The following is a 25,587-nucleotide window of genomic DNA, read 5'->3' on the forward strand; positions in this document are numbered from 1 at the left end:
ATGTCTCAGGCTATAGGAATTTTAGAACTCACCAGCATTGCCAAAGGAATGGAACTCGGCGATGCGATGCTGAAAAGCGCCAACGTCAATCTGCTGGTCAGCAAGACTATCTGCCCGGGTAAGTTTCTGTTGATGCTCGGCGGGGATATCGGCGCTATCCAGCAGGCCATTGAAACCGGCACTTCGCAGGCCGGCGAAATGCTCGTCGACAGCCTGGTGCTGGCGAATATCCATCCCAGCGTACTCCCGGCCATCAGCGGCCTGAACAGCGTAGACAAACGCCAGGCGGTCGGCATCGTTGAAACCTGGAGCGTTGCGGCCTGCATCAGCGCCGCGGACCGGGCGGTGAAAGGCTCCAACGTCACCCTGGTACGGGTGCATATGGCCTTCGGCATCGGCGGTAAATGCTACATGGTGGTGGCGGGCGACGTTTCCGACGTCAACAACGCGGTTACGGTAGCCAGCGAAAGCGCGGGTGAAAAAGGGCTGCTGGTTTATCGTTCGGTGATCCCGCGACCGCATGAAGCCATGTGGCGACAGATGGTGGAGGGATAATGGAAAGACAGCCAACAACGGATCGCATGATTCAGGAATACGTTCCCGGGAAACAGGTAACCCTCGCGCACCTGATTGCCAATCCCGGGAAAGATCTCTTTAAGAAACTCGGCCTGCAGGATGCGGTGTCCGCCATCGGCATCCTCACCATTACGCCCAGCGAAGCGTCGATTATCGCCTGCGATATCGCCACCAAATCCGGCGCGGTGGAGATCGGTTTTCTTGACCGCTTTACCGGCGCCGTGGTGCTGACCGGCGACGTTTCCGCCGTCGAGTACGCCCTCAAGCAGGTGACGCGCACCCTGGGCGAGATGATGCAGTTTACTACCTGCTCAATAACCCGGACGTAGCGCGATGAAACGTCTGATGTTGATCGGCCCCAGCCAGTGCGGCAAAACCTCGCTGACCCAGGGCCTGCGCGGCGAAGCGCTCCATTATAAGAAAACCCAGGCGATTGAATGGTCGCCGATGGCCATCGACACGCCGGGCGAATATCTGGAGAACCGCTGCCTTTATAGCGCTCTGTTGACCAGCGCCTGCGAGGCCGACGTTATCGCTCTGGTGCTGAACGCCGACGCCCAGTGGTCGCCGTTTTCTCCGGGTTTTACCGCTCCGATGAACCGCCCGACGATTGGTCTGGTCACTAAAGCCGACCTTGCCGATGCGCAGCGGATATCGCTAATCGGCGAGTGGCTCAGGCAGGCTGGCGCCCAGCAGATTTTTATCACCAGCGCGCTGAATAATCTGGGTCTTGATACCGTGCTGGATTTTCTGAATTCGAAGGAACCTTTATGTCTTACAAAATAATGGCCATTAATGCCGGCAGTTCATCGTTAAAATTCCAGCTGCTGGAGATGCCTCAGGGCGATATGCTCTGCCAGGGATTGATCGAGCGTATCGGCATGGCAAACGCCCTGGTGACCCTTAAAACGCCGGCGCAAAAATGGCAGGAAACGGCGCCCGTAGCCGATCACCGTGAAGCCGTCACCCTGCTGCTGGAAAAGCTCCTCGACCATCGGATTATCCAGAGTTTGCAGGATATCGATGGCGTCGGCCACCGCGTGGCGCACGGCGGGGAGCGCTTTAAAGATTCGACGCCGGTGACCGATGAGACCTTAGCGGAAATCGAGCGCCTGGCGGAACTGGCCCCGCTGCATAATCCGGTCAACGCGCTGGGCATTAACGTTTTCCGCCAGTTGCTGCCCGACGCGCCGTCGGTGGCGGTGTTTGATACCGCTTTTCACCAGACGCTGGACGAGCGCGCGTTTATCTATCCGCTGCCCTGGCGCTACTACAGCGAGTTGGGCATTCGCCGTTACGGCTTCCACGGCACCAGCCACAAGTACGTTAGCGCGACGCTGGCGGAAAAGCTGGGCGTACCGTTGAGCGCTCTGCGCGTAGTGAGCTGCCATCTCGGCAACGGCAGCAGCGTTTGCGCAATCAAAGGCGGGCGCTCGGTTAACACGTCAATGGGCTTTACGCCGCAGTCCGGCGTGATGATGGGCACCCGCAGCGGCGATATCGATCCGTCGATTCTACCGTGGCTGGCGCTGCATGAGGGAAAAACGCCGGAGCAGCTTAATCAGCTGCTGAATAACGAGTCCGGCCTGCTGGGGGTTTCCGGCATATCGCACGATTATCGCGATGTCGAGCAGGCGGCGGACGGCGGTAATCGTCAGGCAGCCCTGGCGCTCTCGCTGTTTGCCGAGCGCATTCGCGCCACCATCGGCAGTTATATTATGCAGATGGGCGGCCTGGACGCGCTGATCTTTACCGGCGGCATCGGCGAAAACTCCGCCCGCGCCAGGAGCGCCATCTGCCATAACCTGAATTTCCTCGGGCTCTCGGTCGATGAAGAGAAAAACCAGCACAACGCTACCTTTATTCAGGCCGAAAATGCGATGGTCAAAGTGGCGGTCATCAATACCAATGAAGAGCTGATGATTGCCCGCGATGTGATGCGCCTGGCGCTGCCGCAGGCGCGCGAGCTGGCGGTGTCGGTATAAACGGCGCCTCTCCCCTTGCGGAGAATCATGGTAACCGGCGAATCGCCGTGCCACTATGCGCCCTGGCGAAGGTAAGCGGAAAGGTGAAAACGTGGCCGTTGCACAATGTCCCGCCTCGTGCGGAGAACTTATCCAGGGCTGGATCCTCGGCAGCGAGAAGCTGGTCTCCTGCCCGGTGGACTGGTACAGCACCGTCGAGGTCGAGACCGGCACGCCGCGAAACGATGAGCGGCCACTGTCGCGGGCGATGGTCGACCAGCTGCTGGCCCACTGGGGCTACCCGGCGGCGCTGAGTCAGCAGATCCGCATCACCCTGCACTCGACGATCCCGGTCGCCAAAGGGATGGCCAGCAGCACCGCCGATATCGCCGCCACCGCGGCGGCTACCGCCCATCATCTGGGCCACGCGCTGGATGAGCCGACGCTGGCGCGCCTGTGCGTCGCGCTGGAGCCCACCGACAGCACCCTGTTCCGCCAGCTGACGTTGTTCGACCATAATACCGCCGCCACGCAAATCGCCTGCCCTGCGCCGCCGGCGCTCGACCTGTTAGTGCTGGAGAGCCCGCTGACGCTGCGCACCACTGACTACCACCAGCTGCCGCGCGAGCCGGGTCTGCTGGCTAACGCCTCCCGGCTGCAGCTGGCGTGGGAGAAAGTGCAGCAGGCCTGCCAGCGCGGTAGCCCGCAGCTGCTGGGCGAAGCGGCGACCATCAGCGCCATCGCCAGCCAGCGGCTGTTGCCCAAGCCGGGGTTTGACGCGCTGCTGGACCTGGTGGAAAGCGCAGGGCTCTATGGCCTTAACGTGGCGCACAGCGGCAGCGTCGTCGGCCTGCTGCTGGACCGCCGTCGTCATGACGTCGACTTTATAAAATGGCGGCTGGCAGACAGCGACATCGCCGCCCACTGGCCGCTGCAGCACTTGCTGGCGATGGTCCCGGGGGGCGTCACCCTGCAATAGGGCTCAGGCCAGCGCCCGGCGCAGCGCCGCCAGCAGCTGGTCGTTTTCGCCGGCGCTGCGGATCGCCACCCGGAAATAGCGGCTATCAAGCCCCGGGTAATTCGCGCAGCTGCGGATCAACACATGCTGGCGCAACAGGGCATATGGCAGGTCAAGCTCTGGTCTGTCGCAGCGCAAGAACAGGTAGTTGGCGCGCCCGGGCCACACGGTCAGCCCGGCTATCTCCTGCAGCTGCGCGTAGAAACGCGCCCCCTCCTCCTGCAGCCACTGCCAGGTGGCCCGCTGATACGCCCGGTCCTGGAGGATGATCTCGCCGGCCAGCGCGGCATACGCATTAATGGACCACGGCATTTGTCGCTCGCGCAGCCGGGCTACCGCCTGCGCGTCAGCATTGAGCAGGTAGCCAAGACGCAGTCCCGGAATGGCATAAAACTTAGTGAGCGAGCGCAAAACCCAGACGTGCGGATACTGCGCCAGCAGGGGAATAAACCCCGGCTGGTCGGGGATAAAGTCAAGGAAGGCCTCATCGAGGATCAGGCTGATGTTCAGCGCCTGGCAACGCCGGGCAATGGCTTCCAGCAGGCCCCGCTCTGGCAGCAGGCCGGTGGGGTTGTTCGGCGTGCAGAGAAACAGGCAGTCCAGCGCCGGGGTGAGGGCATCGAGGATCGCGTCGGTCAGCTGCCAGCCATCGCACTCCCGAAGGGCATACTCCACGACCGCGCAATCCACGGTTTGCAGCGCCCGCCGGTACTCCGCGAAGCCAGGAATGACGATCATTGCCCGCCTCGGCTTAAGGCCGTGGGCGAGGGTGAAGATCGATTCGGTTTCGCCATTGCCGGCGAGGATATGCCCCGCCGGCAGCTGATGGTGGGCCGCCAGCGCCTGGTGCAGCTGTTGATATTCGACGTCAGGATAGCGCTCGGCGCAGCCGAGGTTATCGACGATCGCCTGCCTGAGCGAGGCAGGCATTCCCAGCGGATTGATGTTGGCGCTAAAATCCAGCAGCTCGTTGGGGGCAATGCCCAGCAGGGCGGCGGCCTCGCGGATATTGCCGCCATGGGCGCTTTTCAGTAAGGCCATATCCTTTTCCTGTGTGGTTATCCACGCCGGGCCAGCGTCGCGCCGTCGGCGAAGTACGCTTTAATCCCGGCAAGGATCGACTCGGCCACCTCCTGCTGGAATTTGGCCGTTTTCAGCTTCCGCTCCTCTTCCACGTTACTGATAAACGCCGTCTCCACCAGAATGGAGGGGATATCGGGCGCCTTGAGCACCGCAAAGCCCGCCTGCTCTACCCGATTTTTGTGCAGATTATTGATGTTACCCATTTTCTCCAGCACCGCCTTACCAAATTTGAGGCTGTCGGCGATGGTGAGGGACTGCACCATATCGAACATGGTGTGGTCGACATAGCGATCGCCGCTCTTGCTGACCCCACCGATCAGATCCGAGGCGTTCTGCGTCTGGGCGAGATATTTTGCCGCGGTACTGGTGGCTCCCTTGGTGGAGAGCGCAAACACCGAGGAGCCGCTGGGCTGGCGGCTGGTAAAGGCGTCGGCGTGAATCGATACGAACAGGTCGGCGCGCTGCTTCTGCGCCTTGGCGACACGCACCTTCAACGGGATAAACACGTCTTCGTTGCGGGTCATATAGGCCTTCATATTGCCTTCTTTGTCGATCAGCGCCCGCAGGCGACGGGCAATCTGCAGCACCACGTCTTTCTCGCGGGTGCGATACTTGCCCACAGCGCCCGAATCTTCGCCGCCGTGGCCGGGATCGAGCATAATGACAATCGGCCGATCGCGCCCGGCTTTGCCCGGCTGCGGCCCGCTTTGCGCCGGCGGTACCTGACGCTGCAGATCGCCTTTGTTGTAATCCTCAAGCAGCGCCAGCAGCGGATCCTGCACATCGGTGGCGTTGGCGGGGTAAAGATCCATCACCAGACGCTCTTTAAAGCCGGCCACCGGCGCGAGGGCAAACAGCTGCGGCTTAACGTTCTGCTTGAGCTCGAAGACCATGCGCACGGTTTGCGGATCAAACTGGCCCACGCGGGCGGACTTAATAAAGGGATCGTCATCGCGGATCTGCCCTCCCATGCCTTTCAGCACCGAGTTCAGATTAACCCCTTCCAGATCCACCACCACCCGTTCCGGATTACTGAGGGCAAACTGCCGGTATTTCAGCACATGATTCGATTCCACCGTGACGCGCGTGTAGGTCGATGCTGGCCAGACGCGAACGGCAACCACCCGCGCGGCGGCGGCCAGCCCAACGGGGCTCACGCTCATTAACCACATGGCGCCCGCGCCCTGCAGCAGACGGCGACGGCTTAATCCAGAGTTGTTTCCCGACATGCCACTCCCAAGCAATAAAACGCATTTATACCCAAAACAAACAGATTGACCAGAAACTTTAACGAAAGGCATATAACCTGTCATCTATAAAAGGGTAAACATTCATTGACACCCTGCGCCGGGTCACATGTTTTTCAGGGCTTAGCCTCAAATTGGGGCTTGCGTTTAACGGCAAAACAGAATAAAAATACAATAATTACGAATAATCATGCATTGAGGGTTTGTCATGGTGAAGGAACGTCGCACTGAACTGGTAGAAGGATTCCGCCATTCTGTTCCCTATATTAATGCCCATCGGGGAAAAACGTTTGTCATCATGCTGGGCGGCGAAGCCATTGAGCATGAAAATTTCTCAAATATTGTCAATGACATAGGGTTATTGCATAGCCTGGGCATTCGCCTGGTGGTGGTCTATGGCGCCCGCCCGCAGATTGACGCTAACCTCGCCGAGCACCATCACGAGCCGGTCTATCACAAGCAGACGCGAGTGACTGACGCCAAAACGCTGGAGCTGGTTAAGCAGGCGGCGGGGATGCTGCAGCTGGAGATCACCGCCCGCCTGTCGATGAGCCTCAACAACACCCCGCTGCAGGGAGCCCATATCAACGTCGTCAGCGGCAACTTTATCATTGCCCAGCCGCTGGGCGTTGATGACGGCGTTGATTATTGCCACAGCGGCCGCATTCGCCGCATTGACGAAGAGGCGATTCATCGCCAGCTCGACAGCGGCGCCATTGTGCTGATGGGACCGGTCGCGGTGTCGGTCACCGGCGAAAGCTTTAACCTGACTTCGGAAGAGATCGCCACCCAGTTGGCCATCAAGCTGAAAGCAGAGAAAATGATCGGCTTCTGTTCTTCGCAAGGGGTTTACAACCAGGCCGGGGAAATTGTCTCCGAACTGTTCCCCAATGAAGCGCAGGCCCGCGTCGAAGAGCTCGAAGCGGACGAAGATTATAACTCCGGTACCGTGCGCTTCCTGCGCGGGGCCGTGAAGGCCTGCCGCAGCGGCGTGCGGCGCTGCCACCTGATCAGCTATCAGGAAAATGGCGCGCTGCTGCAGGAGCTATTCTCACGCGACGGCATCGGCACCCAGATCGTCATGGAGAGCGCAGAGCAAATCCGTCGGGCGACCATCAACGATATCGGCGGAATTCTCGAGCTGATAAGCCCGCTGGAACAGCAGGGCATCCTGGTGCGCCGCTCCCGCGAGCAGCTGGAGATGGAGATCGACAAATTCACTATTATTCAGCGCGATAACACCACTATCGCCTGCGCCGCCCTCTATCCTTTCCCGGAAGAGAAGATCGGCGAAATGGCCTGCGTGGCGGTGCATCCGGATTACCGGAGCTCGTCGCGGGGAGAGGTGCTGCTGGAGCGTATTGCCGCCCAGGCCAGACAGATGGGGCTGAGCAAGCTGTTTGTGTTAACCACCCGCAGCATCCACTGGTTCCAGGAGCGCGGCTTCACGCCGGTGGATATCGATCTGCTGCCGGAGAGTAAAAAGCAGATGTATAACTATCAGCGCCGGTCGAAGGTGCTGATGGCCGACCTCGCTTAAGCCCTTCTTCGCTGTTGCTAACGGCCCGGGATAAAAAGGCGTTTATCGCTCCCCGGGCCTGTCCCCTGCTACGCCTGGCCGGCACGCTGTCTGCGGCTCGCGGGTAGAATTCTGCTTTTCGCGTAGACCCTTTACCTCGCTGGCTCACCGATATGCGCCCAGCTGTCGAGGTGCGTCGTCACGCTACCCGTCGCCCAAACGCGGCATCTCAGGGGGCTTTGTGCCCGGCGAAGATCTCCGTCAGGCCGCTTCGCCGCTCGGTTCGGGTCACAATGGCCTGGGAGAGCACCTGCTCGTCGGCATAGAGCGACAACCGCTGTTTCGCGCGGGTGATCGCGGTGTAGACCAGTTCGCGCGTCACCAGCGGGACGCTGCGCGCCGGCAGGATCAACGCCGCATGGTCGAACTCCGATCCCTGCGATTTATGCACGGTCATTGCCCAGGCGGTATCATGCTCCGGCAGGCGGCTCGGCTGCACCGACTTGATGGCGCCGTCGGGCATCAGGAACCACACCCTAAGATCGCCGTTGCGCTCCAGCGCTATCCCGATATCGCCGTTAAACAGTCCCAGCGCGCTGTCGTTGCGCGATATCATAATCGGCCGGCCGTCATACCAGCGGGAGTGGCGCGGCAGGGCGATCGCCCGCTGACGGTTGAGCCGCTGCTCCAGCCGCTCATTGATGCCGCTCACGCCGTACGGCCCTTCACGCAGCGCGCACAGCAGCTGAAATTCGCTGAAGGCGGCCAGCATCGCCTGCGGTTCCGCCCGCTCGTGGCGCAGCTGCAGGTAGCGCTCATAGCCCTGCTGTGCCGCGCCGAGCATGGCGTCGTACTCTTCGGTCGTGCTGAGGGGATGAAGCGCGATATCGTCAAACGGCTGGCGCAGCGTGGCCTTCACCTCCGCGCGCGCGCCAGCGTTCACCGCCCGCGCCAGGCTCCCGATGCCGGAGTGACTGCCGAAGCGATAGCTCTTTTGCAGCAGGCACAAGCTATCTCTCAGCGCGCCAGCGATAGCCCCCTCGCCCGCTGGTACCGGTGAACCGGTCAGCCGGGTCAGCTCCTGCGCCCGCGCGGCGGTATAGCCCGAGCTCGCCCAGGCGCAGATATCCCCCAGCACCGCCCCCGCTTCCACGGAGGCCAGCTGGTCGCGATCGCCGAGAAAAATCACCCGCCCGTGAGCCGGCAGCGCGTCGATGAGCCGCGACATCATCGGCAGGTCGATCATCGAGGCTTCATCCACCACCAGCACGTCCAGATGCAGTGGGTTGCCGGCGTGATAGCGCATGCGCTGGCTGCCGGGCTGGGCGCCCAGCAGACGATGCAGCGTGCTGGCCTCGGTGGGAATCAACGCTTTCTGCGCGTCGGTCAGCGGCAGTTTTCTCAACGCCGCGCCCAGCGATTCGGTCAGGCGCGCCGCCGCTTTCCCCGTCGGCGCCGCCAGGCGAATACGACAGCGCGGACTGTCTTCAATCTGGATTAGCGCCGCCAGAAGTTTGGCCACGGTGGTGGTCTTCCCGGTCCCGGGACCGCCGGAGATCACCGAGATGCGGCGGGTCAGCGCCACCGCCGCGGCCACTTTTTGCCAGTCGGTTTCGCCGGTGGCAGGGAACAGAGCGTTCAGGGTTGACGCCAGCCGGGCCTCATCCATCTCCAGCACCCGGTTGGCTTCGTTGAAGAAGCGGGCGACGGTCAGCTCGTTGCGCCACATCCGGTTCAGATAGAGCCGGTCGCCGCATAAGATCATCGGCGCCGGGGCATCGCCGCTGCTCACCGCCGACGAAGCGAGCAGCAGCGCGGGCCAGTCTTCCGGCGAGCCGGCTTCGGCCAGCAGCCGATCGCGGATCTCCCCCGCTTTCCCGCCGAGCGCCTCGTCGCCGCTCAGCCGCGAGAGCGGCAGGCATACGTGCCCCTCGCCGGCGTCCCGGCTCAGCAAGGCCGCCGCCAGCTTGACCGCCGGCGGGTCGTTTTGCGCCACCATCAGAGCAAACTGGACGTCCAGCGGCCGCAGCAGACGCTGCTCCACCGCCGCCAGCAGTAGTTGTTCGAAAGTCATGAGGCCTCCTCCTGAGTTTCTCCGGCAAAAAGCTGATCCAGACCGTCAATCAGCGGTCGCACCGGCCGGGTGGTGAAGATCCCCTGCCCCCCCTCCTGCCCGTCCATGCCGCGCAGGAAGAGATAAATCACGCCGCCGAAGTGGCGTTCATAGTCGTAATCGGCCAGCCGGTGGCGCAGATAGCGGTGAAGCGCCAGGCTGTACAGCTGATACTGCAGATCGTAGCGGTGAGCCCGCATCGCCTGCTCCATCGCGGGCCGGGTATAGGCCTCGCGATCTTCCCCCAGCCAGTTCGATTTGTAATCCAGCAGGTAATAGCGGCCTTCGTGGCGGAAGACCAGATCGATAAAGCCCTTCAGCATGCCGCGCACCTGGCGGAAATCCAGCGGCGGCGTGTCGGCGGAAAGGGGATCGTACTGGCGGATAAGCGCGTCAAGACGCTCCGCCGTCAGCAGCTGGGCGATGGGCAGGTAAAATGCCATCTCCACCTGTTTATCCCGCGCCGCCAGCTGATTGAGCGCGATATCCGGCCCCGGCAGACGGGTCTTCAGCACGCCCCCCAGCCAGTCGGTCAGCACCGGCGCCCACTGCGCGTCAAACCCGCTCAGCTGCAGTTTCTCCGCCATCCACCCTTCCGGCACCGGCTGGGTAAAGTCCAGCTCCTCAAACAGACTGTGCAGGAAGGTTCCCGGCGCGGCGCCGCGCGGAAACTGGTGCGGGGTCAGCTGCGGCTCTTCCACGACTTCGCCGACGCCGGCGGCATCGACATCCAGACGCGGCAGCAGATCCTGTCCGCCGCTGAAACCATGCTGCTGCAGCCCGGAATAGCTGGTCACCCGCCAGTCGTCGGCGATGCGGCGCTGCAGCTCGCGCGCCGACAGCGGGGGAATGCTCGCCGCCGGCGCCTGCCACGGGGTCAGATCCAGCTCGCCAGGTCTCTGTAATGCAATATCGCCATGGCAGAAGTCCGCTAAACGCGCGGCCAGCCCGGCGGCATCCATGGCTTCGCCCGCCTGCAGCAGCCGCCCGAGGGCGCTCAGATGAAAATCGCTGTTGCCGGACTTTCGACTGCTGAGGGGCGCCACGCCAAGGCTGCAGTGCCAGACCGCGCGGGTCAGGGCGACGTACAGCAGGCGCAGATCTTCCGCCAGCCGTTCCGCCTCCGCCAGCTCGAGGCTGGCCTCATCCTGGCCCAGATCCAGCACCGCCGCGAACGTCTCGCGATCGTGATAGAACGCCTGGTCCTGTTTGCGAAACCGGGCGATAAACGGCAGCCAGACCAGGGGATATTCCAGTCCTTTTGACTTGTGAATAGTGACGATTTGCACGAGGTGCTTATCGCTTTCGAGACGCATCTGCTGGCTGGCGGCGTTGCTGTCCGGCTCGGCGATATGCTGCGTCAGCCAGCGCACCAGGGCATGCTCGCTTTCCAGCTGGCTGGCCGCCTCCTGCAGCAATTCGCTGATGTGCAGTATGTCGGTTAAGCGCCGCTCGCCGCCCCGGGTCGCCAGCAGGTTCTCGGCGATGTGCCGGGCCGTCATCAGCGCCCGCAGCATCGGCATCACCCCGCGCTGACGCCAGATCTGGCGGTATTCGCTGAACTCCTCCACCAGCGCGTCCCACGCCTGCTCATCCTGGTTGAGGTTTTCAATATCCAGCGCGGTCAGGCCAAACATTGAGGTCGCCAACGCGCTGCGCAGGGTATTTTCCCGCTCCGGGGACAACACCGCCTGCAACAGCCAGAGCAGCTCCTGGGCCTCCAGCGTCTCAAAAACGCTGTCGCGGTTGGAGAGGTAGACCGAGGGGATGCCCAGCGTCTGCAGCGCTTCACGCACCTGCGCCGCCTCCAGCCGGTTGCGCACCAGCACGGTAATATCCGAAGCCTGCACCGGGCGCGAGGTTTCCCCACGCCACAGCCGTGCGCGCCCCTGTTGACCGGCGCTCAGCCAGTCGCGGATCTGCGTGGCGCAGAGCTGGGCCATAAACGTCTGATAATCGCCGGCGCCAACGGTGTCGCCGGGCATCAGCCAGACGTTCATCGCCGGGACATCCGCCGCGTCAACGGTAAAGCGCAACCCCTGGTTCTTCGCCGCCGACTTCACCGGCAGGAACGGTATCTCGCGAAACATGAAGGGGTTATCGCTGAGGCTGAACAGCCGGTTGACGCTACCCACCATGCCAGGCGAGGAGCGCCAGTTGGTGTCAAGCGTGTAGTGCGCGGCAACGTCGCCGCGCGCTTTCATATAGGTAAAGATATCGGCGCCGCGAAAGGCGTAGATGGCCTGCTTCGGATCGCCGATCAGTAGCAGCGCCGTCTCCGGACGCTGGCGCCAGATACGGCGGAAAATCCGGTACTGCTGGGGGTCGGTATCCTGAAACTCATCGATCATCGCCACCGGAAAACGCTGGCGAATGGCGCTGGCCAGCGCCTCGCCGCTGTCGCCGCGCAGCGCCTCATCAAGCCGGCTGAGCATGTCGTCAAACCCCAACTCGCCGCGGCGGCGCTTTTCGCGCGCGACCGCATCACGGATCTCGACCATCGCTCTCGCCAGCACCAGATCGGTTAGCGTCAGCGACGAGGCCAGCAGCGATTCGACGGCGCTAAACAGAGGATGCACGGGCGGTTCGCCACCGGCTTTGGTACGCTCAAGCAGAAACGACTGGGCAAATTTCTCCAGCGCGTCGGGCAACTGATAGCTCAGCGTCTCTTCCTGCGCCCAGACGGTCACTTTCTCAAGCCATTTGCCCTGGTTGCCGCGATTGAACTTCCGCCGGTCAAGGCCGGAATCTTCAAGCACGCCTTCGATCTCCCCCACCTGCTCGCGCCACTGCTGCTTGAGCGAGTCAATGCGGCCGATGATTTGCTGATGGCGTTCGGCCAGCGTCTCGTCGGCGGCTGGCGGCGACTTGAGCTGCGGCGCTTCGCCCTGCAGCCAGCGGTCAAGGGACTTCAGCAGGTCGCGCGGCCCTTTCCAGACGTCATGGATCACCGCCGCGATATCGCGGGTCAGTGGATAACAGTGACGGCGCCAGAAGTCGGCGCAGGCCTGATAGCGCAGGCGGGATTCATCCTCGATCAGCTGCTGCTCGAACAGCATGCCTGACTCGAAGGCGTTAAGGCTCAGCATCCGCTGGCAAAAACCGTGGATGGTGAACACCGCCGCCTCGTCCATCTGCCGTTCGGCCAACAGCAGGGTCTTCGCGGCATCGTCTTTATCGGCGATCTCCGCCAGCAGCGCGCTGTAGAGCGGGTTGTCGGATTCACCGCGCATACAGGCGATGCGCAGTTCATGGATGTTGCTGCGGATACGTCCGCGCAGCTCTTCGGTCGCCGCCTCGGTAAAGGTCACCACCAGCAGCTCTTCAACGCTGATGGCGCGGGGATAGGCGGCCTCGCCGCCCAGCCCCAGCAGCAGCCGCAGATACAGCGCGGCGATGGTAAAGGTTTTTCCGGTGCCCGCAGAGGCTTCTATCAGGCGCTCGCCCCTCAAGGGCAAGCGCAGGGGATCCAAAGACTCAGCGGTGTCGGTCATTCATTCTCTCGCATCAGGGGTAAGGATTGCTGCAATGCGCTGACGTTTTCCCACACTTTGCCGCCTGCCGGCTGGGCGTAGTCCGCTTTGCCATTCTGGCTACCGGAAATCTGGGACAATATCGTCATGCCCTGCGGATCCACCACCGTCTGATGGAAGAAATCGGCAAGTTTTTGCGGCGTCAGCAGTTTAATCTGAGCCACTACTTTATCACGTGAATCAAAACGCATATTACCGCGATCGAAATCTTTGCTCAGTTTCGATGCCTCTTCGCCCAGCGTCTGCGGCGCCTGCAGCATCTGGCTTATCACCGCCTGCTGGAGCTGGGCAAACTCTTCCGGCTTCATCGCCCGCAGCTTCGCCTCCGCGGTGGGGAAGAAGGCCTGGAACCGCTGCCAGAGGAAAGCCGGCTGCTTATCGCTACTCTGCAGCAGGAAGCCCATACCCCACTGGCGCCCCACGTTCATCGGGAAGGCAAAGACCGCGTAGCCGAGCTGCTCTTCGGTGCGCAGCTGGTTGTAGAACCACGGCTGAATAATCTGTCCCAGCAGGGTGCTGGCGGCGGTGCTGCTGAACTCATCCACGTTGGGCGGCGCAAACACCGCGGCCAGCGCGGAGTCGGTGCTGTTGCCCGCTTTGTTGAAGATCGCCAGCTGCTGCCGGTTCACCACCACGTCTTTATTGCGGCACCATTCGTTGCCGTCAGCGCCCAGCTGCTGCTGGATCTGGCGAGCCAGCGTCGTGGCGGCATCGGCGGACATATTGCCGATCACCATCAGTTCAGGGCGCCCCTTGGTTTTCAGGTTGGCGCGGTAGTCGAGCACTTCCTGCAAGGTGATGGAAGGCAACAGCGCCCGGCGTACTTCGCGCTGGAAATACGGTACCTGGGAGACCATCTGGATCGGCATTATCGCCTGATCGTAGGCTTTGCCCTTCTCAGCGGAGTCCATCATTTGCGCGTACCAGGATTTGGCCTGCTCCAGCTGCTCCTCGGTCGGCGTATAGCTGAAGTATCCCTGCAGCAGGTCGCTGAACAGCGCCGGCAGGTGCTGGGTGTAGCCGTTGGCATTGACCATTAACCCGTTATTGGCGCCGGTGGAGAACGAAATGCCGCCGACCGCCGCCTGGTTACTGAGCTGATCGAGGGCGATGCCGGCGAGATAATCGTTGAGGGCAAACATCACCTGCCGGCGAGCGCTGTCCATCGCCTGGGGATTACGCAGCACAAGAGAGATATCCGCCTTCGGCTCGCTGGCGAAATACTGGCTCGGGGCATAAACCACCCGCAGGGTCGGCTCATCGAGGATCAGCTGAGGGTGCGGCCAGGCTTTATCGCTTTTGATGAGGGTGAAATCATCCGGAATATAGGGGTTGAGCGCCGGCAGCTGCAGCTTGATCGCCTGCGCTTTTTGCTGCCAGTCAGCGAACGTCTGCTCGCCGATCTTATCCACCTGATACGGCGCATCGACAAAATAAGCGGTCTTGTTATGCGGTTCCTGCGGGCTGATATACCAGATGCGCGCGTTCTGCGGAGTCATCATCGCCAGCCGGTCTTTGATCGCCTGCGGGTCGTAGCGATCGGCAATGTTGACCACGTCCAGCGCATGCTCGACCGGCACCCGGATCATGGTATCCGCCAGCCATTCCACGTAATCCATGTCGCGGTTGATCGACGGATAGCGGAAATCCAGCGCCAGCACATGCGCCAACTCGTCAAAGTAACGTTTGTCGACGCCCTGGGTACGCAGGAGGTTGAGGTAGCTGAATATGGCCGCCGTCACTTCGTCGCGGTGCGCCAGGCCTTTATCGGTGAGGGTGGCCGAGATCGCCAGCACGCCGCTGTTGCCGTTCACCGCCGGATCAGAATCCGCGCGGATACCTTCCGCCAGTCCCTGCTTTTGCAGCCAGTCGGAGAGCGTCCCCGGGCTGCGGTTGCCGATCAGGTAAGTGACCAGTTCATCCGTTTTGCTGCGGAAACGATCGCTGTTGTTGTCGATGCGAAACTCGACGCGCAGCACTTTACGCGGCATCGCCGGCACATAGTGAATAATAATGCCTTTTTGCGCATCGGTTACCACCGGGACGCTTATTTCCGGCCTGCTGATTTGACGATTCGGCACGCGGCCAAAGGTGTCAGCGGCCATGCGCGCCAGCTCCGGCAACGGCTTGTTGCTGTAGATCACCGCTTTCATCAGGTTGGCGGAGTACCAGCTATCGCGGAAGGTGTGCAGCGCATCAAGAACCGGGTTGCCGGGCTTATCGCTGAGCGTCTCGAGGTTGCCGCCAGAGAAGTGGGCCGCCGGGTGAGCCGGGTTAATGGTTTCTGCGCTGACCTGGGCCATGCGCATCCCGTCTCGCGTCCGGGCCATCGTCAGCTCGGCGTTGACCGCGTTACGTTCGCGGTCGGCATATTTTTTATCCAGCAGCGGCGCGGCGATGGCGTCGGCCAGCCGGTCTACGGCCCCGTCCAGCGCATCATTCTCCACTTCGAGATAGAACGCGGTGCGGTAGGGCGCGGTGCTGGCGTTATGGCTGCCGCCGTGCAGCTTAAGAAACTCTGCAAGGCTGTCAGGCTGGGGATATTTTTGCGACCCCATCAGCGTCATATGTTCCAGAAAATGCGCCAGCCCCTGATGATCGGCCGGATCCTGCAGGGATCCCACCGGCACCACCAGCGCCGACAGCGATTTCACCGCCTGCGGATCGGAAACCAGCAGCACGACCATGTCGTTATCAAGACGGATCGCCTGATACTGACGCGTATCTTTTTCGCTTTTGCGGATCGTCTCCTGAACAGGCTGCCATCCGGTGTCGGCTTGACTCAACGGCGCCCAGAGGGCGGCCAGCACTACAAAAACCTTGAACCATAAACTGCGGGGCATTCACGAACCTCATCATTAACAAACTTGCGCTGCACGGCGTGCAGCCTTTTATGTCCATCAGTCCGTGATACGTTGCGCATAATAAATGAACCGCCATTCACTGCGCAATTTTTATACTATTTAAATTTGTGTGGACTGATGGTAACGATATAGCGGTAACAGATAACGCTGCGTCTGGGCAATGATTTCTTCGTAATGCGCCGGCTCCAGCGAACGCCACAGGCGTTGATACCAGATATCGGCGCCCTCCCCGCTGACCACCATGTTACCTTCGTAGGTCTGCAGGAATTTGCTCCGCGCTTTCTGCTGCGTCTCTTCGTCCATTACGATGACATCCTTTTCGGCGTCATAACAGGCTTTCAGCCAGGCGCCACCGCTTTCCGGCAGCAGAAGCAGCGGCTGCGACATCCCCAGCAAATAGCCATCCACCAGCTCATTAAGGTACGCCTGCGCCTCGGCGGGCGCCAGCGGCGGAAAACGCCACTCTCCCTCTTTACGCACAAACAGCCGGCTCTCGCCGGTGCCGCCGCTGGCACAGTAGACAAGGTGTTCCAGCCAAAGTTGCATCCCCTGGGAGACGCTCAGCAGCGAAGGCCGCCAGCGCAGCAGCCCGTCCGGCTGCACCTGCTGCAGCCAGCCGGTCAGATTTACGCCGCCGCACTGGAGATCGATCTCCATGCTTTGCGCCTGCTGGCGCTCGGCTTTCACCCGCTCGGCCAGGGCCTGCATCTCCAGACGCTGCGTCTCCCACACCAGCTCGCCAAAGGCGCCATACGGCAGCTCGCCGGCGGCGCGGAAGCGGCGGAACATGGCCGAGGCGTCCTGCTCTTCGATAAGGGTATTGAGCAGTTGCTGGTTCAGTTGATAACGGCTCAGCCCTTCCAGGGTGAAGGGCTCGTCATCGGGAATATCATCCTCTTCCGCACGGAAATTGACCCGCAGACGCTGCTGAAAGAACGCGCGAACCGGGTGCTGCCAGAAGCGCAGGAGCAGCTCGAACGGCAGGCTGTCTATCGGCGGCGGGGTAAGCGGTTGAATGAAGTCGCTATGCGCCTCACCCTGCTGGCCGGCGGCAGCCAGCCATTCCCGGGCGTAGCTCTTGTTCTCGTCCTCCTGGAAATTGGCGATGTCGAACGGCATGCGGGTATGCAGGTGAGTGATGTGGGCTTTAACCCGCGCCTCGCTGGTGTCGCAATCAAGCTCCTCGTCGCCGGCGAGACAGTGGCTCTGGCCGATGTAATCCACCAGCTCCTGCACCAGCACCGAGGGAAAGCGCTCGCTGTTGTCCTGGATAGAACGGCCGATGTAGCTGATATACAGCGTCTGTTCGGCGGACATCAGCGCCTCAAGGAACAGGTAGCGGTCATCATCGCGCCGGCTGCGGTCGCCGCGCTGCGGCTTCTGGCTCATTAAATCAAAGCCCAGCGGCGGCAGCGTTCGCGGATAAACCCCATCGTTCATCCCCAGCAGGCAAACCACTTTGAAAGGAATAGAGCGCATCGGCATCAGGGTGCAGATGTTGACCGGGCCGGCGAGAAAGCGCTGGCTGATCCGTTGTTGATCGAGGCGCTGGGCCAGCTCATCGCGCAACAGCGTCAACGGCACCTGGTCGCCATACTGCGCCTCCAGACCGCTATCAATCACCGCCAGCCACTGCTGCTCAATCAGCGCCAGCGCCGCTTCGGTCTCGCTGTCCGGCAGGAAAAAGTCATTCAGCAGATCGCGACAGACCGGCAGCCACTCCGCCAGCGGCCGCTGCTGGGCGAGACCGCGTCGCCAGAGGTTAAGCTGCATCAGCAGCGATGCGAGGTTACCCACCAGCTCGGCGATCAAACCACTGGATTCGTCATAGGGCAGCACCGACTGCCATTCGCCCTCCCGGCTGTCCATCGCGTAGCCCAGCAGCATGCGGGTAAGGCCGAACCGCCAGGTGTGCTGGCCGGTCGCCGGCAGGTCAAGCTCTCGGACGTTGTCGTCATCCATTCCCCAGCGGACCCCGGACTCGTTGACCCACTGGCGCAGGTAGCGCAGCCCCTCTTCGTTGATGTTAAAGCGCGCCGCCAGCACCGGCACGTCCAGCAGCGCCAGCACATCTTCGCTGGCGAAGCGGCTGTCGGGCAGCGAGAGCAGCGTGATAAACGCCTGCAGCACAGGGTGCGACTCCCGGGCGCGGCGGTCGGAGATCGCCCACGGCAGCCAGCGGTCGCCGCTGGCGGCGCCAAACACCGCCTGTATATAGGGGCTGTAGCTATCGATATCCGCCACCATGACGATGATATCCCGCGGCGTGAGCGTCGGATCCGCCTCCAGCATCGCCAGCAGCCGATCGTGCAGAACCTCCACCTCACGCTGCGGACTGTGGCAGACGTGAATGCTCAGGCTGCGGTCATCCTGCGCCAGCGGACGTTTGTCGCGACTGTGAGCGAACGCCTCTGCGCTCTGCCCGGCCACCGCCGCGTTGCGCAGTTCGAGGATATCCGACTGCAGGTTATGCAACAGGTTATCAGGAACGATATCGACAAAGGCGTCCAGCTCCTCATAGCGCTCCAGCCCCGCCAGCAGGTAGATATAGTCGCGTCCCAGCTTGCCCCAGGAGGCGAGCAGCGGGTTGCCGACATCCTGCTCCCCGGCGTCATTAAACAGCCCTGGCGCCTGCCCGGCGTCGCGGAACAGGGGCAGCGCGCGCGCCTCGCGGTGATGGCGTCGCTGACGCGACAGTAGCTTCGCCAGAAACGCCGGATCTTTAATATCTCCCCAGTAGTAGCGGCAGGGGTTGGTGAACAGCACATAGACATCGACATGCTTACCCAGCGCCTGCAGCGCCTGCAGGTAGACCGGCGGCAGCGCGGAAATTCCACAAATAAAGACGCGCGACGGCAGCCCGGCGGGCGGTTCATCGGCCTTTTCCAGGGCGCTGATAAAGCGCTGATAGAGATTGGCGCGGTGCCACTGCGGCTGACCGAGCTCGGCGGTATAGCGCACCAGCGCTTTCCACAGCGGCGCCTGCCACTGCTGGGCGTCGCCGAGGCCGTCAACCCGCTGGTCGGCCTCCCAGCGCATCAGCCATTCCGGGCGATAGACCAGATACTGGTCATAGAGGTCCGCTACCCGGGCGGCCAGCTGAAACAGCTTGCGTTTGTCGCCGTCATCGCTCAGATACTGGCGCAGCAGGATAAAATCGTCTTCTTCCAGGTGCTGCGGCAGGAGAGTCATCAGCTTCCAGCTCATGCTCTGCTTGCTGAAGGCGCTTTCGCCAGGGATATCTTTCAGGACGCGCACGAACATATCCCAGATAAAGCTCGCCGGCAGCGGAAACTCGATGTTGGCGGCAATTCCGAAGCGCGAGGCCAGGGTCATCTGCAGCCACTGCGCCATACCGGTACTCTGCACCAGCACCATTTCAGCCTGAAAAGGGTCATCCAGCCGCTGGCGCTCGACGATAAACTCCATCAACGCCTCGAGAACATCCAGCCGGTTTGAGTGGTATACCCTTAACATAATTGCTCCTGACTACTGGCTGACCGGGCAATGCAGCCGGGTCATCTGCGCCCGCTTTGCAACGGGCATACTGATCGTTACCGTGATGCTGACACATCTTTGCGTCGATGTCTGCATACGGCTTACCTGCTCACCTGCCGGCGGAGGCGGCGCGGAGAGCTGGCTATAGCGCCAGGCGTCGCGCCATAGCTGACGCGTCTGGTTCAGCTGGTGGACCCCTTGCGCCATTCCGCGCTGATAGCCGCCCAGCGCGGCGACCGTCAGCACCATCAGCGCCATCGCCAGCACGGTCTCCGGCAGGCTAAAACCCCGCTGGCGCTTCATGGCATTTGACATAAGCTCACCTCCCTGAGCGGGCAAAAATCGCTCCAGCCATGGGCGGAGAAACGCACCTGCCCGCCGCGCACCTCGCCGGACTGCCAGACCTGCACCTCGCCGCTGGCGCTGCTGAGCAGCAGCGAACCGTCGTCGAAGATGCGCAGACAGGCGCGCCAGCCCTGCTGCGCCTGCTCGCGGCAGGCCAGCGGCGCCTGTGTCGACCAGGCCTGCTGCTTTCCCCACTGTAGCGCCGAATGGGCCACAGCCGTATCGCGGATCGCCTGCGTTTCGCTGGCGGTTTGCGCCAGCAGCGCCCGCTGCTGCAGGTTAAGCCCCTCAAGCAGCAGGCTACCGAGAGTCAGCAACAGGAGCACCATCAGCAGCGACGACATTCCACGCTGGCGGATCACAGGTTATACCCCGTCACCCGCTGCTCCACCTCGGCCGCCAGACCCGCCTGCCGGGCAGAGCGCGCCGCCAGCGTCACGATCAGCTCCGGCGCGAAGCCCTCGGTCAGCAGACGCTGCGCCGCAAAGCGCGTCACCACGATAGCGGCCGGATTGGTGATTTTCTCCCATCCGCTGCCGCGGCAGTCGCTGGCTCCGCGCAAAGTCTCCAGCGCGCCGTCGCGCAGGCGAAAGCCGGTGCTCTCCGCCGCTGCCGCAGGGGAGGTTTCCCATGTCCCATTGCTGTTCGCGTCCCAGCGCACAATCAAGCACTCGCCGTCGGCGGCAAGCTCCAGTCCGGCTCCGCCGCACGCTCCCCGGCAGTATCCGGCGCGCTGCAGATGTTTACCCACGGCATGCACCCGCTGCCACAGTTCGTTCTCCAGGGCCAGCTGTTCGCCCTGGCGCAGAATATGGCGCTGCAGGGCGGGTAGAAAGCGGCAGGCGCCAATCAGCAGCAGCGAGCCTATCGCCATGGCGATAAGCGCCTCCGCAAGGGAAAACCCGCGGCGGCTCACTGGCACCCTCCCGCGCTGTCGCTGCGGCATAAACGAATCCGCCCCCAGTGTGAAATCACAATGCTCCAGCTGCCGGCCTCGCTCTGCAGCCGCAGATTCCCTGCCCAGGCGGTGCTGCGCAGTCCGTAGAATCCCAGGCCAGGCGTGACGCCTGCCAGCGAGATCCCCGGCCAGCGCGGGCGCAGCGTTAAGGTCGACGCGGAGGCGCACGCCGGCGCCTCCCCCTGCGCACTCAGGCACCAGCCCTCTTCATCCTGGCCGACGCGAAGCACGCGGTCCCGGTTGTAGGCGTTGGCGTCATCGCGCAGGAAGACCAGGAAATCCCGCACCTGGACGGCGGTTTGCCACAGTCGTTGCTGCTGCTGCCAGCGCTGCCAGCCGTACAGGCCGCCGACGCTGAGGATCATCATTAACGTCAGCGTCACCAGGGTTTCCATCAGGGTATAGCCATGTTCTCTGTTCATGGCGCAGAGTATGCCGCGGCGGTTAGCCCTGGCGCGACGACGGAAAATAGCTTTCCCGGCCAGACACGCAAAAAAGGTTTGTATGATCAACAGCAGAACATTTTTTTGCGAGCCTCTTTCCAACATTCCCGCCCACAACCGCCTGTGGCCAGGGGCGGGATGAAGCGTTCCATTCCTAATGGCGACGAGGGCTGCCACTCATTCAGGTGGTGAAAACGGCATAAAAAAACCGGCGCCATCGGACGCCGGTTGGTCATATCTGCAGAGGGGGTTAAATCGCCACTGGCGCTTTGATTCCCGGGTGCGGATCGTAACCTTCAATCTCGAAGTCTTCAAAGCGGTAGTCGAAGATCGACGCGGGCTTGCGTTTGATGACCAGCTTCGGCAGCGGACGCGGTTCGCGGCTCAGCTGCAGATGAGTCTGCTCGAGATGGTTGCTGTACAGATGGGTATCGCCACCGGTCCAGACGAAATCGCCGACCTGCAAATCGCACTGCTGCGCCACCATATGCACCAGCAGCGCGTAGCTGGCGATGTTGAACGGCAGGCCGAGGAAGACGTCGCAGGAGCGCTGATACAGCTGGCAGGAGAGCTTGCCGTCGGCGACATAGAACTGGAAGAAGGCATGGCACGGCGCCAGGGCCATCTTATCCAGCTCGCCGACGTTCCACGCCGAAACGATGATCCGGCGGGAGTCCGGGTCGTTTTTCAGCTGGTCCATCACCGTGCTGATCTGGTCGATATGACGACCGTCCGGCGCAGGCCAGGAGCGCCACTGTTTGCCGTAAACTGGCCCCAGGTCGCCATTTTCATCTGCCCACTCGTCCCAGATGGTGACGTTGTTGTCGTGCAGATAGGCGATGTTGGTGTCACCCTGCAGGAACCACAGCAGTTCATGGATGATGGAGCGTAAATGACAGCGCTTGGTGGTCACCAGCGGGAAGCCTTCCTGCAGGTTAAAACGCATCTGATGGCCGAAAATAGAGATCGTGCCAGTGCCGGTGCGGTCATTTTTTGGCGTGCCCTCGGCGAGCACTTTCTGCATCAAATCAAGATACTGTTTCATGGTTCCTCAAGAATTCAGTTGCTGCGGACGGTGGCGGTAAGCCCAAACCATCATGATGATACCCGCAAGCACCATCGGGATCGAAAGAATCTGCCCCATGCTGATGTACTGCACCCAGCCGCCGGTGAACTGGGCGTCGGGCTGGCGGAAGAATTCCACGATAATGCGGAACAGGCCGTAGCCAATCAGGAACAGGCCGGAAACGGAACCGGTCGGGCGCGGTTTACGGATAAACAGGTTCAGGATCAGGAACAGCACCACGCCTTCCAGCGCCAGCTCGTACAGCTGCGACGCGTGGCGCGGCAGCGCGCCATAGGTATCAAACAGCGATTGCCATTCCGGGTGGGTCGGCAGCAGCGCCAGGTCTTCAGCACGGGAGCCCGGGAAAATCATCGTATAGTGGAAGCTCGGGTCCACGCGGCCCCACAGCTCGCCGTTGATAAAGTTGCCCAGACGCCCGGCGCCAAGGCCAAACGGGATCAGCGGCGCGATAAAATCGGAGACCTGGAAGAAGGTCCGTTTGGTGCGTCTGGCGAAGATAATCATCACCAGGATCACGCCGATCAGGCCGCCGTGGAACGACATGCCGCCGTCCCAGACGCGGAACAGATACAACGGATCGGCAAGAAAGACCGGCAGGTTGTAGAACAGCACGTAGCCGATACGGCCGCCCAGGAAGACGCCGAGGAAGCCCGCGTAAAGCAGGTTTTCCACTTCATTTTTCGTCCAGCCGCTGCCCGGACGATTCGCCCGACGGGTGGCCAGCCACATCGCAAAGACAAAGCCCACCAGGTACATTAAACCGTACCAGTGGAGGGAGACCGGGCCTAGAGAAAAAATGACCGGATCGAACTCCGGAAAATGCAGGTAGCCACTATTCATCTGTCACCATAAAGACTTGTTATTCCGCCGAAAGTGGACAGCGGTGATGATCCATGCCCGATTAAAACGGGCACGCCGAAGGAGGCGAATCATAGCATAAGCCAGGTGTGCGATCCGCGCCGGCGTGTAAAAGATATGTATACGGATGCTAACAGAATGCCGTTTTCCCGGTGGTATCCTATTTTGCCGGAGGGTGCGAACAGAGGATTCCCGGGTTACGGCTTACGCCTCACCCGGGCTACCGCTACCGCCCGCCGCGGATCAGGCCGCCGAGACCGCGCCGCTCCATAAAGGCCGCCACCTGATGGCGCACCTCGGCGGTCATCTGGGCTTCGAGGCTGCGACGCGACAGCTCCTGCGCCTCTTCGATATCGATGCGGCGCAGCAGATATTTTACCCTCGCCACCGAGCGGCCGTTCATCGACAGATGGCGATAACCGAGACCGATGAGGATCGTCACGCACATCGGGTCGCCTGCCATCTCGCCGCACAGTCGCAGATCGATGCCAAAGCGCTCCGCGTCATGGGCGATCATCGCCAGCGCCCGCAATATCGCAGGATGCAGGCTGTCATACATGCTGGCGACCCGGGTATTGTTACGGTCAACGGCCAGCAGGTACTGGGTCAGGTCGTTCGTGCCTACCGAGATAAAATCGATCCGGCTGGCCAGCTGCGGCAGCATAAAGACCATCGACGGCACCTCCAGCATCACCCCCAGACGCGGACGCGGGATGGCGTAGCCGATCATCTCTTCCACTTCCCGGCTGGCGCGGTCGATCAGCCGACGGGCCTCATCGACCTCTTCCAGACTGGTCACCATCGGCAGCAAAATGCTGAGGTTGCCGGTGGCGGCGTTGGCGCGCAGCATCGCTCGCACCTGGATCAAAAAGATCTCCGGCTGATCGAGGGTGATGCGGATCCCGCGCCAGCCAAGGCACGGGTTCTCTTCACTGATCGGCATGTACGGCAGCTGTTTATCCGCGCCGATGTCCAGAGTACGCAGGGTCACCGGTTTGCTGTTAAACATCTGCAGCATGCCCTGATACTGGGCGACCTGCTCCTCTTCTGAGGGGAAGCCGCTCTGCAGCATAAAAGGAATTTCGGTACGGTACAGACCAATACCGTCAACAAAGCTGCCGAGCTTCTCTTCGTGCTCCGGGCTTAAGCCGGCGTTGAGCATGACTTTCACCCGTTCGCCGCTTTTCAGCTCCGATGCGCGCTGGAGATCGTCCTCCGCCAGGCGGCTGAGCTCGTTCTCTTCGCTGATAAGCCGCTGATATTCCTGCAACAGAACAGGTTCAGGATCCACCAGCAGCTCGCCGCGATAGCCATCGACAATCAGCGTATGGCCATGCAGCAGCGAGGGCTGAATATCGGCGCCCATCACCGTTGGGATGCCAAGGGCCCGCACCATAATGGCGGCATGGGAGTTGGCAGCGCCATCGCGCACCACCACGCCGGCCAGACGATCCTGCGGCACCTCGGCGAGGGTGGTGGCCGACAGCTCGTCCGCCACGAGGATAATGCGCGCCGGCCAGGTGTTAGGTCCCTGAATACTGTCGTCGAGATGGAACAGCAGACGCTGACCCAGCGTGCGCAGGTCGCCGGCCCGCTCTTTTAGATAGCCGTCGCTCAGCGCGGCAAACTGTTCGGCGAACTTCTCGATGATCTTTTTGACCGCCCACTCGGCGACGGCGCCTTTGTCGACTTCGGCAAAGAGCTCGCGACGCAGGCGGGCGTCGGAGAGCAGGTGCGAGTAGAGATCGAAGATCGCCGCCGTCTCTTTTTGCGCGCCGGCGGCGTAGCGTTTGCTGTAGCGACGAAACTCGTTGGCCGCTTCTTCCAGCGCGCCGGTGAGGCGTTCACGTTCCGAGGCGGTGTCCAGCGTCGAGGCTTCATACACCTGCTCCATCAGCGGCAGACTGACGTCCATCCAGCCCTCGGCGATCGCCACCCCGGAAGAGGCCGGCAGAGCGCGAATGCGCGTCTGACGATACTGACCGAACAGGGCGTTCAGTTGGGACTGGGAGAGGATCGCCGCCATCTGGGTGGCGAGAGTGACGAGGAAAGACTCTTCGCTTTCATCAAACTGGCGCAGCTCACGCTGCTGGACCACCAGCACGCCCAACAGCTGGCGGCGCTGGATGATCGGCACGCCAAGGAAGGCGCGGAAGCGGTCCTCTTTGACGGCGGGAATATACTTGAAGCTGGGGTGTTTTTGCGCATCGGCGAGGTTGATGGGCTCCGCCAGGCGGCCAACCAGCCCCACCAGGCCTTCATCGAACGCCAGCGCAACGGTGCGCCCGCGAGGTTTTTTTAACCCGCGGGTAGCCATCAGGTAATAGCAGCGTCGATCATTGTCAGCCAGGTAAACCGAGCAGACTTCCGTCTCCATCGCCTGGCAGACATCCGTCACCAGAATATCCAGCGCCTCGTTTAAACGCGGCGCACTCGCGACCTTCTCGACTATTTCTCGCAACCGAGTGAGCATAATGTGCG

At 61.9% G+C, this 25,587-nt stretch carries 19 protein-coding genes; 6 read left to right on the forward strand and 13 right to left on the reverse strand.

Going from position 1 to position 25,587, the window contains the following annotated elements; translation table 11 throughout:
• The 5 genes from pduT to ABLU95_RS03080 all read left to right on the forward strand — a co-directional run bounded on the left by pduT (nt 1) and on the right by ABLU95_RS03080 (nt 3,519).
• On the forward strand, nt 1-555 hold the full coding sequence (pduT, locus tag ABLU95_RS03060; RefSeq protein WP_000075777.1) for a propanediol utilization microcompartment protein PduT: 555 nt from the start codon (nt 1-3) through the stop codon (nt 553-555).
• Nucleotides 555-905 carry a propanediol utilization microcompartment protein PduU gene (gene pduU / locus ABLU95_RS03065; RefSeq protein WP_000441103.1) on the forward strand — a complete coding sequence of 117 codons (351 nt, stop codon included), beginning with the start codon at nt 555-557 and terminating at the stop codon, nt 903-905. Before pduT ends, pduU begins: the two co-directional genes overlap by 1 nt.
• A 4-nt stretch (nt 906-909) precedes the next feature.
• A complete protein-coding gene (gene pduV / locus ABLU95_RS03070; RefSeq protein WP_152842274.1) occupies nt 910-1,362 on the forward strand; it encodes a propanediol utilization protein PduV in 453 nt (150 codons plus the stop codon).
• Complete coding sequence (locus ABLU95_RS03075; protein WP_087849650.1) at nt 1,347-2,561, forward strand: acetate/propionate family kinase; 1,215 nt, start codon at nt 1,347-1,349, stop codon at nt 2,559-2,561. The genes pduV and ABLU95_RS03075 overlap by 16 nt, the downstream gene beginning before the upstream one ends.
• Nucleotides 2,562-2,652: 91 nt before the next feature.
• Nucleotides 2,653-3,519 (forward strand): L-threonine kinase, encoded by an 867-nt coding sequence (locus tag ABLU95_RS03080; protein ID WP_032429207.1) that lies wholly within the window; start codon nt 2,653-2,655, stop codon nt 3,517-3,519.
• Between the two features lie 3 nt (nt 3,520-3,522).
• On the opposite strand, the gene cobD is transcribed toward ABLU95_RS03080, so the two are convergent.
• Together cobD and amiC are read right to left on the reverse strand one after the other, a co-directional pair.
• The gene (cobD, locus tag ABLU95_RS03085; RefSeq protein WP_241516373.1) at nt 3,523-4,599 is read right to left on the reverse strand and encodes a threonine-phosphate decarboxylase CobD; all 1,077 of its coding nucleotides are present in this window, start codon (nt 4,597-4,599) and stop codon (nt 3,523-3,525) included.
• Nucleotides 4,600-4,616: 17 nt separating this feature from the next.
• Complete coding sequence (gene amiC / locus ABLU95_RS03090; RefSeq protein WP_023290890.1) at nt 4,617-5,870, reverse strand: N-acetylmuramoyl-L-alanine amidase AmiC; 1,254 nt, start codon at nt 5,868-5,870, stop codon at nt 4,617-4,619.
• Nucleotides 5,871-6,096: 226 nt separating this feature from the next.
• Between amiC and argA the strand changes: the two genes are divergently transcribed.
• The gene (argA, locus tag ABLU95_RS03095; protein ID WP_004149616.1) at nt 6,097-7,428 is read left to right on the forward strand and encodes an amino-acid N-acetyltransferase; all 1,332 of its coding nucleotides are present in this window, start codon (nt 6,097-6,099) and stop codon (nt 7,426-7,428) included.
• 208 nt (nt 7,429-7,636) lie between these two features.
• Here the strand turns inward: argA and recD are convergent, their stop codons facing one another.
• The 11 genes from recD to ptsP form a co-directional block, all read right to left on the reverse strand.
• A complete protein-coding gene (gene recD / locus ABLU95_RS03100; RefSeq protein ID WP_348878795.1) occupies nt 7,637-9,481 on the reverse strand; it encodes an exodeoxyribonuclease V subunit alpha in 1,845 nt (614 codons plus the stop codon).
• A complete protein-coding gene (gene recB / locus ABLU95_RS03105) occupies nt 9,478-13,014 on the reverse strand; it encodes an exodeoxyribonuclease V subunit beta (RefSeq protein WP_348878796.1) in 3,537 nt (1,178 codons plus the stop codon). Before recB ends, recD begins: the two co-directional genes overlap by 4 nt.
• The gene (ptrA, locus tag ABLU95_RS03110) at nt 13,011-15,896 is read right to left on the reverse strand and encodes a pitrilysin (protein WP_261902058.1); all 2,886 of its coding nucleotides are present in this window, start codon (nt 15,894-15,896) and stop codon (nt 13,011-13,013) included. Before ptrA ends, recB begins: the two co-directional genes overlap by 4 nt.
• Before the next feature lie 120 nt (nt 15,897-16,016).
• Entirely contained in the window at nt 16,017-19,394 is a 3,378-nt protein-coding gene (gene recC / locus ABLU95_RS03115; RefSeq protein ID WP_241516368.1) for an exodeoxyribonuclease V subunit gamma, read from the reverse strand.
• A 12-nt stretch (nt 19,395-19,406) separates the two neighbouring features.
• Nucleotides 19,407-19,730 (reverse strand): prepilin-type N-terminal cleavage/methylation domain-containing protein, encoded by a 324-nt coding sequence (locus tag ABLU95_RS03120; RefSeq protein ID WP_023290895.1) that lies wholly within the window; start codon nt 19,728-19,730, stop codon nt 19,407-19,409.
• Entirely contained in the window at nt 19,715-20,122 is a 408-nt protein-coding gene (locus ABLU95_RS03125; RefSeq protein ID WP_023290896.1) for a DUF2509 family protein, read from the reverse strand. The genes ABLU95_RS03120 and ABLU95_RS03125 overlap by 16 nt, the downstream gene beginning before the upstream one ends.
• On the reverse strand, nt 20,119-20,676 hold the full coding sequence (locus tag ABLU95_RS03130; protein WP_032453975.1) for a prepilin peptidase-dependent protein: 558 nt from the start codon (nt 20,674-20,676) through the stop codon (nt 20,119-20,121). Before ABLU95_RS03130 ends, ABLU95_RS03125 begins: the two co-directional genes overlap by 4 nt.
• Entirely contained in the window at nt 20,673-21,224 is a 552-nt protein-coding gene (locus tag ABLU95_RS03135; protein ID WP_032453981.1) for a prepilin peptidase-dependent protein, read from the reverse strand. Before ABLU95_RS03135 ends, ABLU95_RS03130 begins: the two co-directional genes overlap by 4 nt.
• Before the next feature lie 187 nt (nt 21,225-21,411).
• Complete coding sequence (gene thyA, locus ABLU95_RS03140; RefSeq protein ID WP_023290899.1) at nt 21,412-22,206, reverse strand: thymidylate synthase; 795 nt, start codon at nt 22,204-22,206, stop codon at nt 21,412-21,414.
• 6 nt (nt 22,207-22,212) lie between these two features.
• Nucleotides 22,213-23,088 (reverse strand): prolipoprotein diacylglyceryl transferase, encoded by an 876-nt coding sequence (gene lgt / locus ABLU95_RS03145; RefSeq protein WP_004205445.1) that lies wholly within the window; start codon nt 23,086-23,088, stop codon nt 22,213-22,215.
• Between the two features lie 244 nt (nt 23,089-23,332).
• On the reverse strand, nt 23,333-25,579 hold the full coding sequence (gene ptsP / locus ABLU95_RS03150; protein WP_241516367.1) for a phosphoenolpyruvate--protein phosphotransferase: 2,247 nt from the start codon (nt 25,577-25,579) through the stop codon (nt 23,333-23,335).
• Nucleotides 25,580-25,587 lie beyond the last annotated feature (8 nt).

Origin of the sequence: Klebsiella sp. GG_Kp146, assembly GCF_040061975.1 — a bacterium.
GTDB lineage: Bacteria > Pseudomonadota > Gammaproteobacteria > Enterobacterales > Enterobacteriaceae > Klebsiella > Klebsiella quasipneumoniae.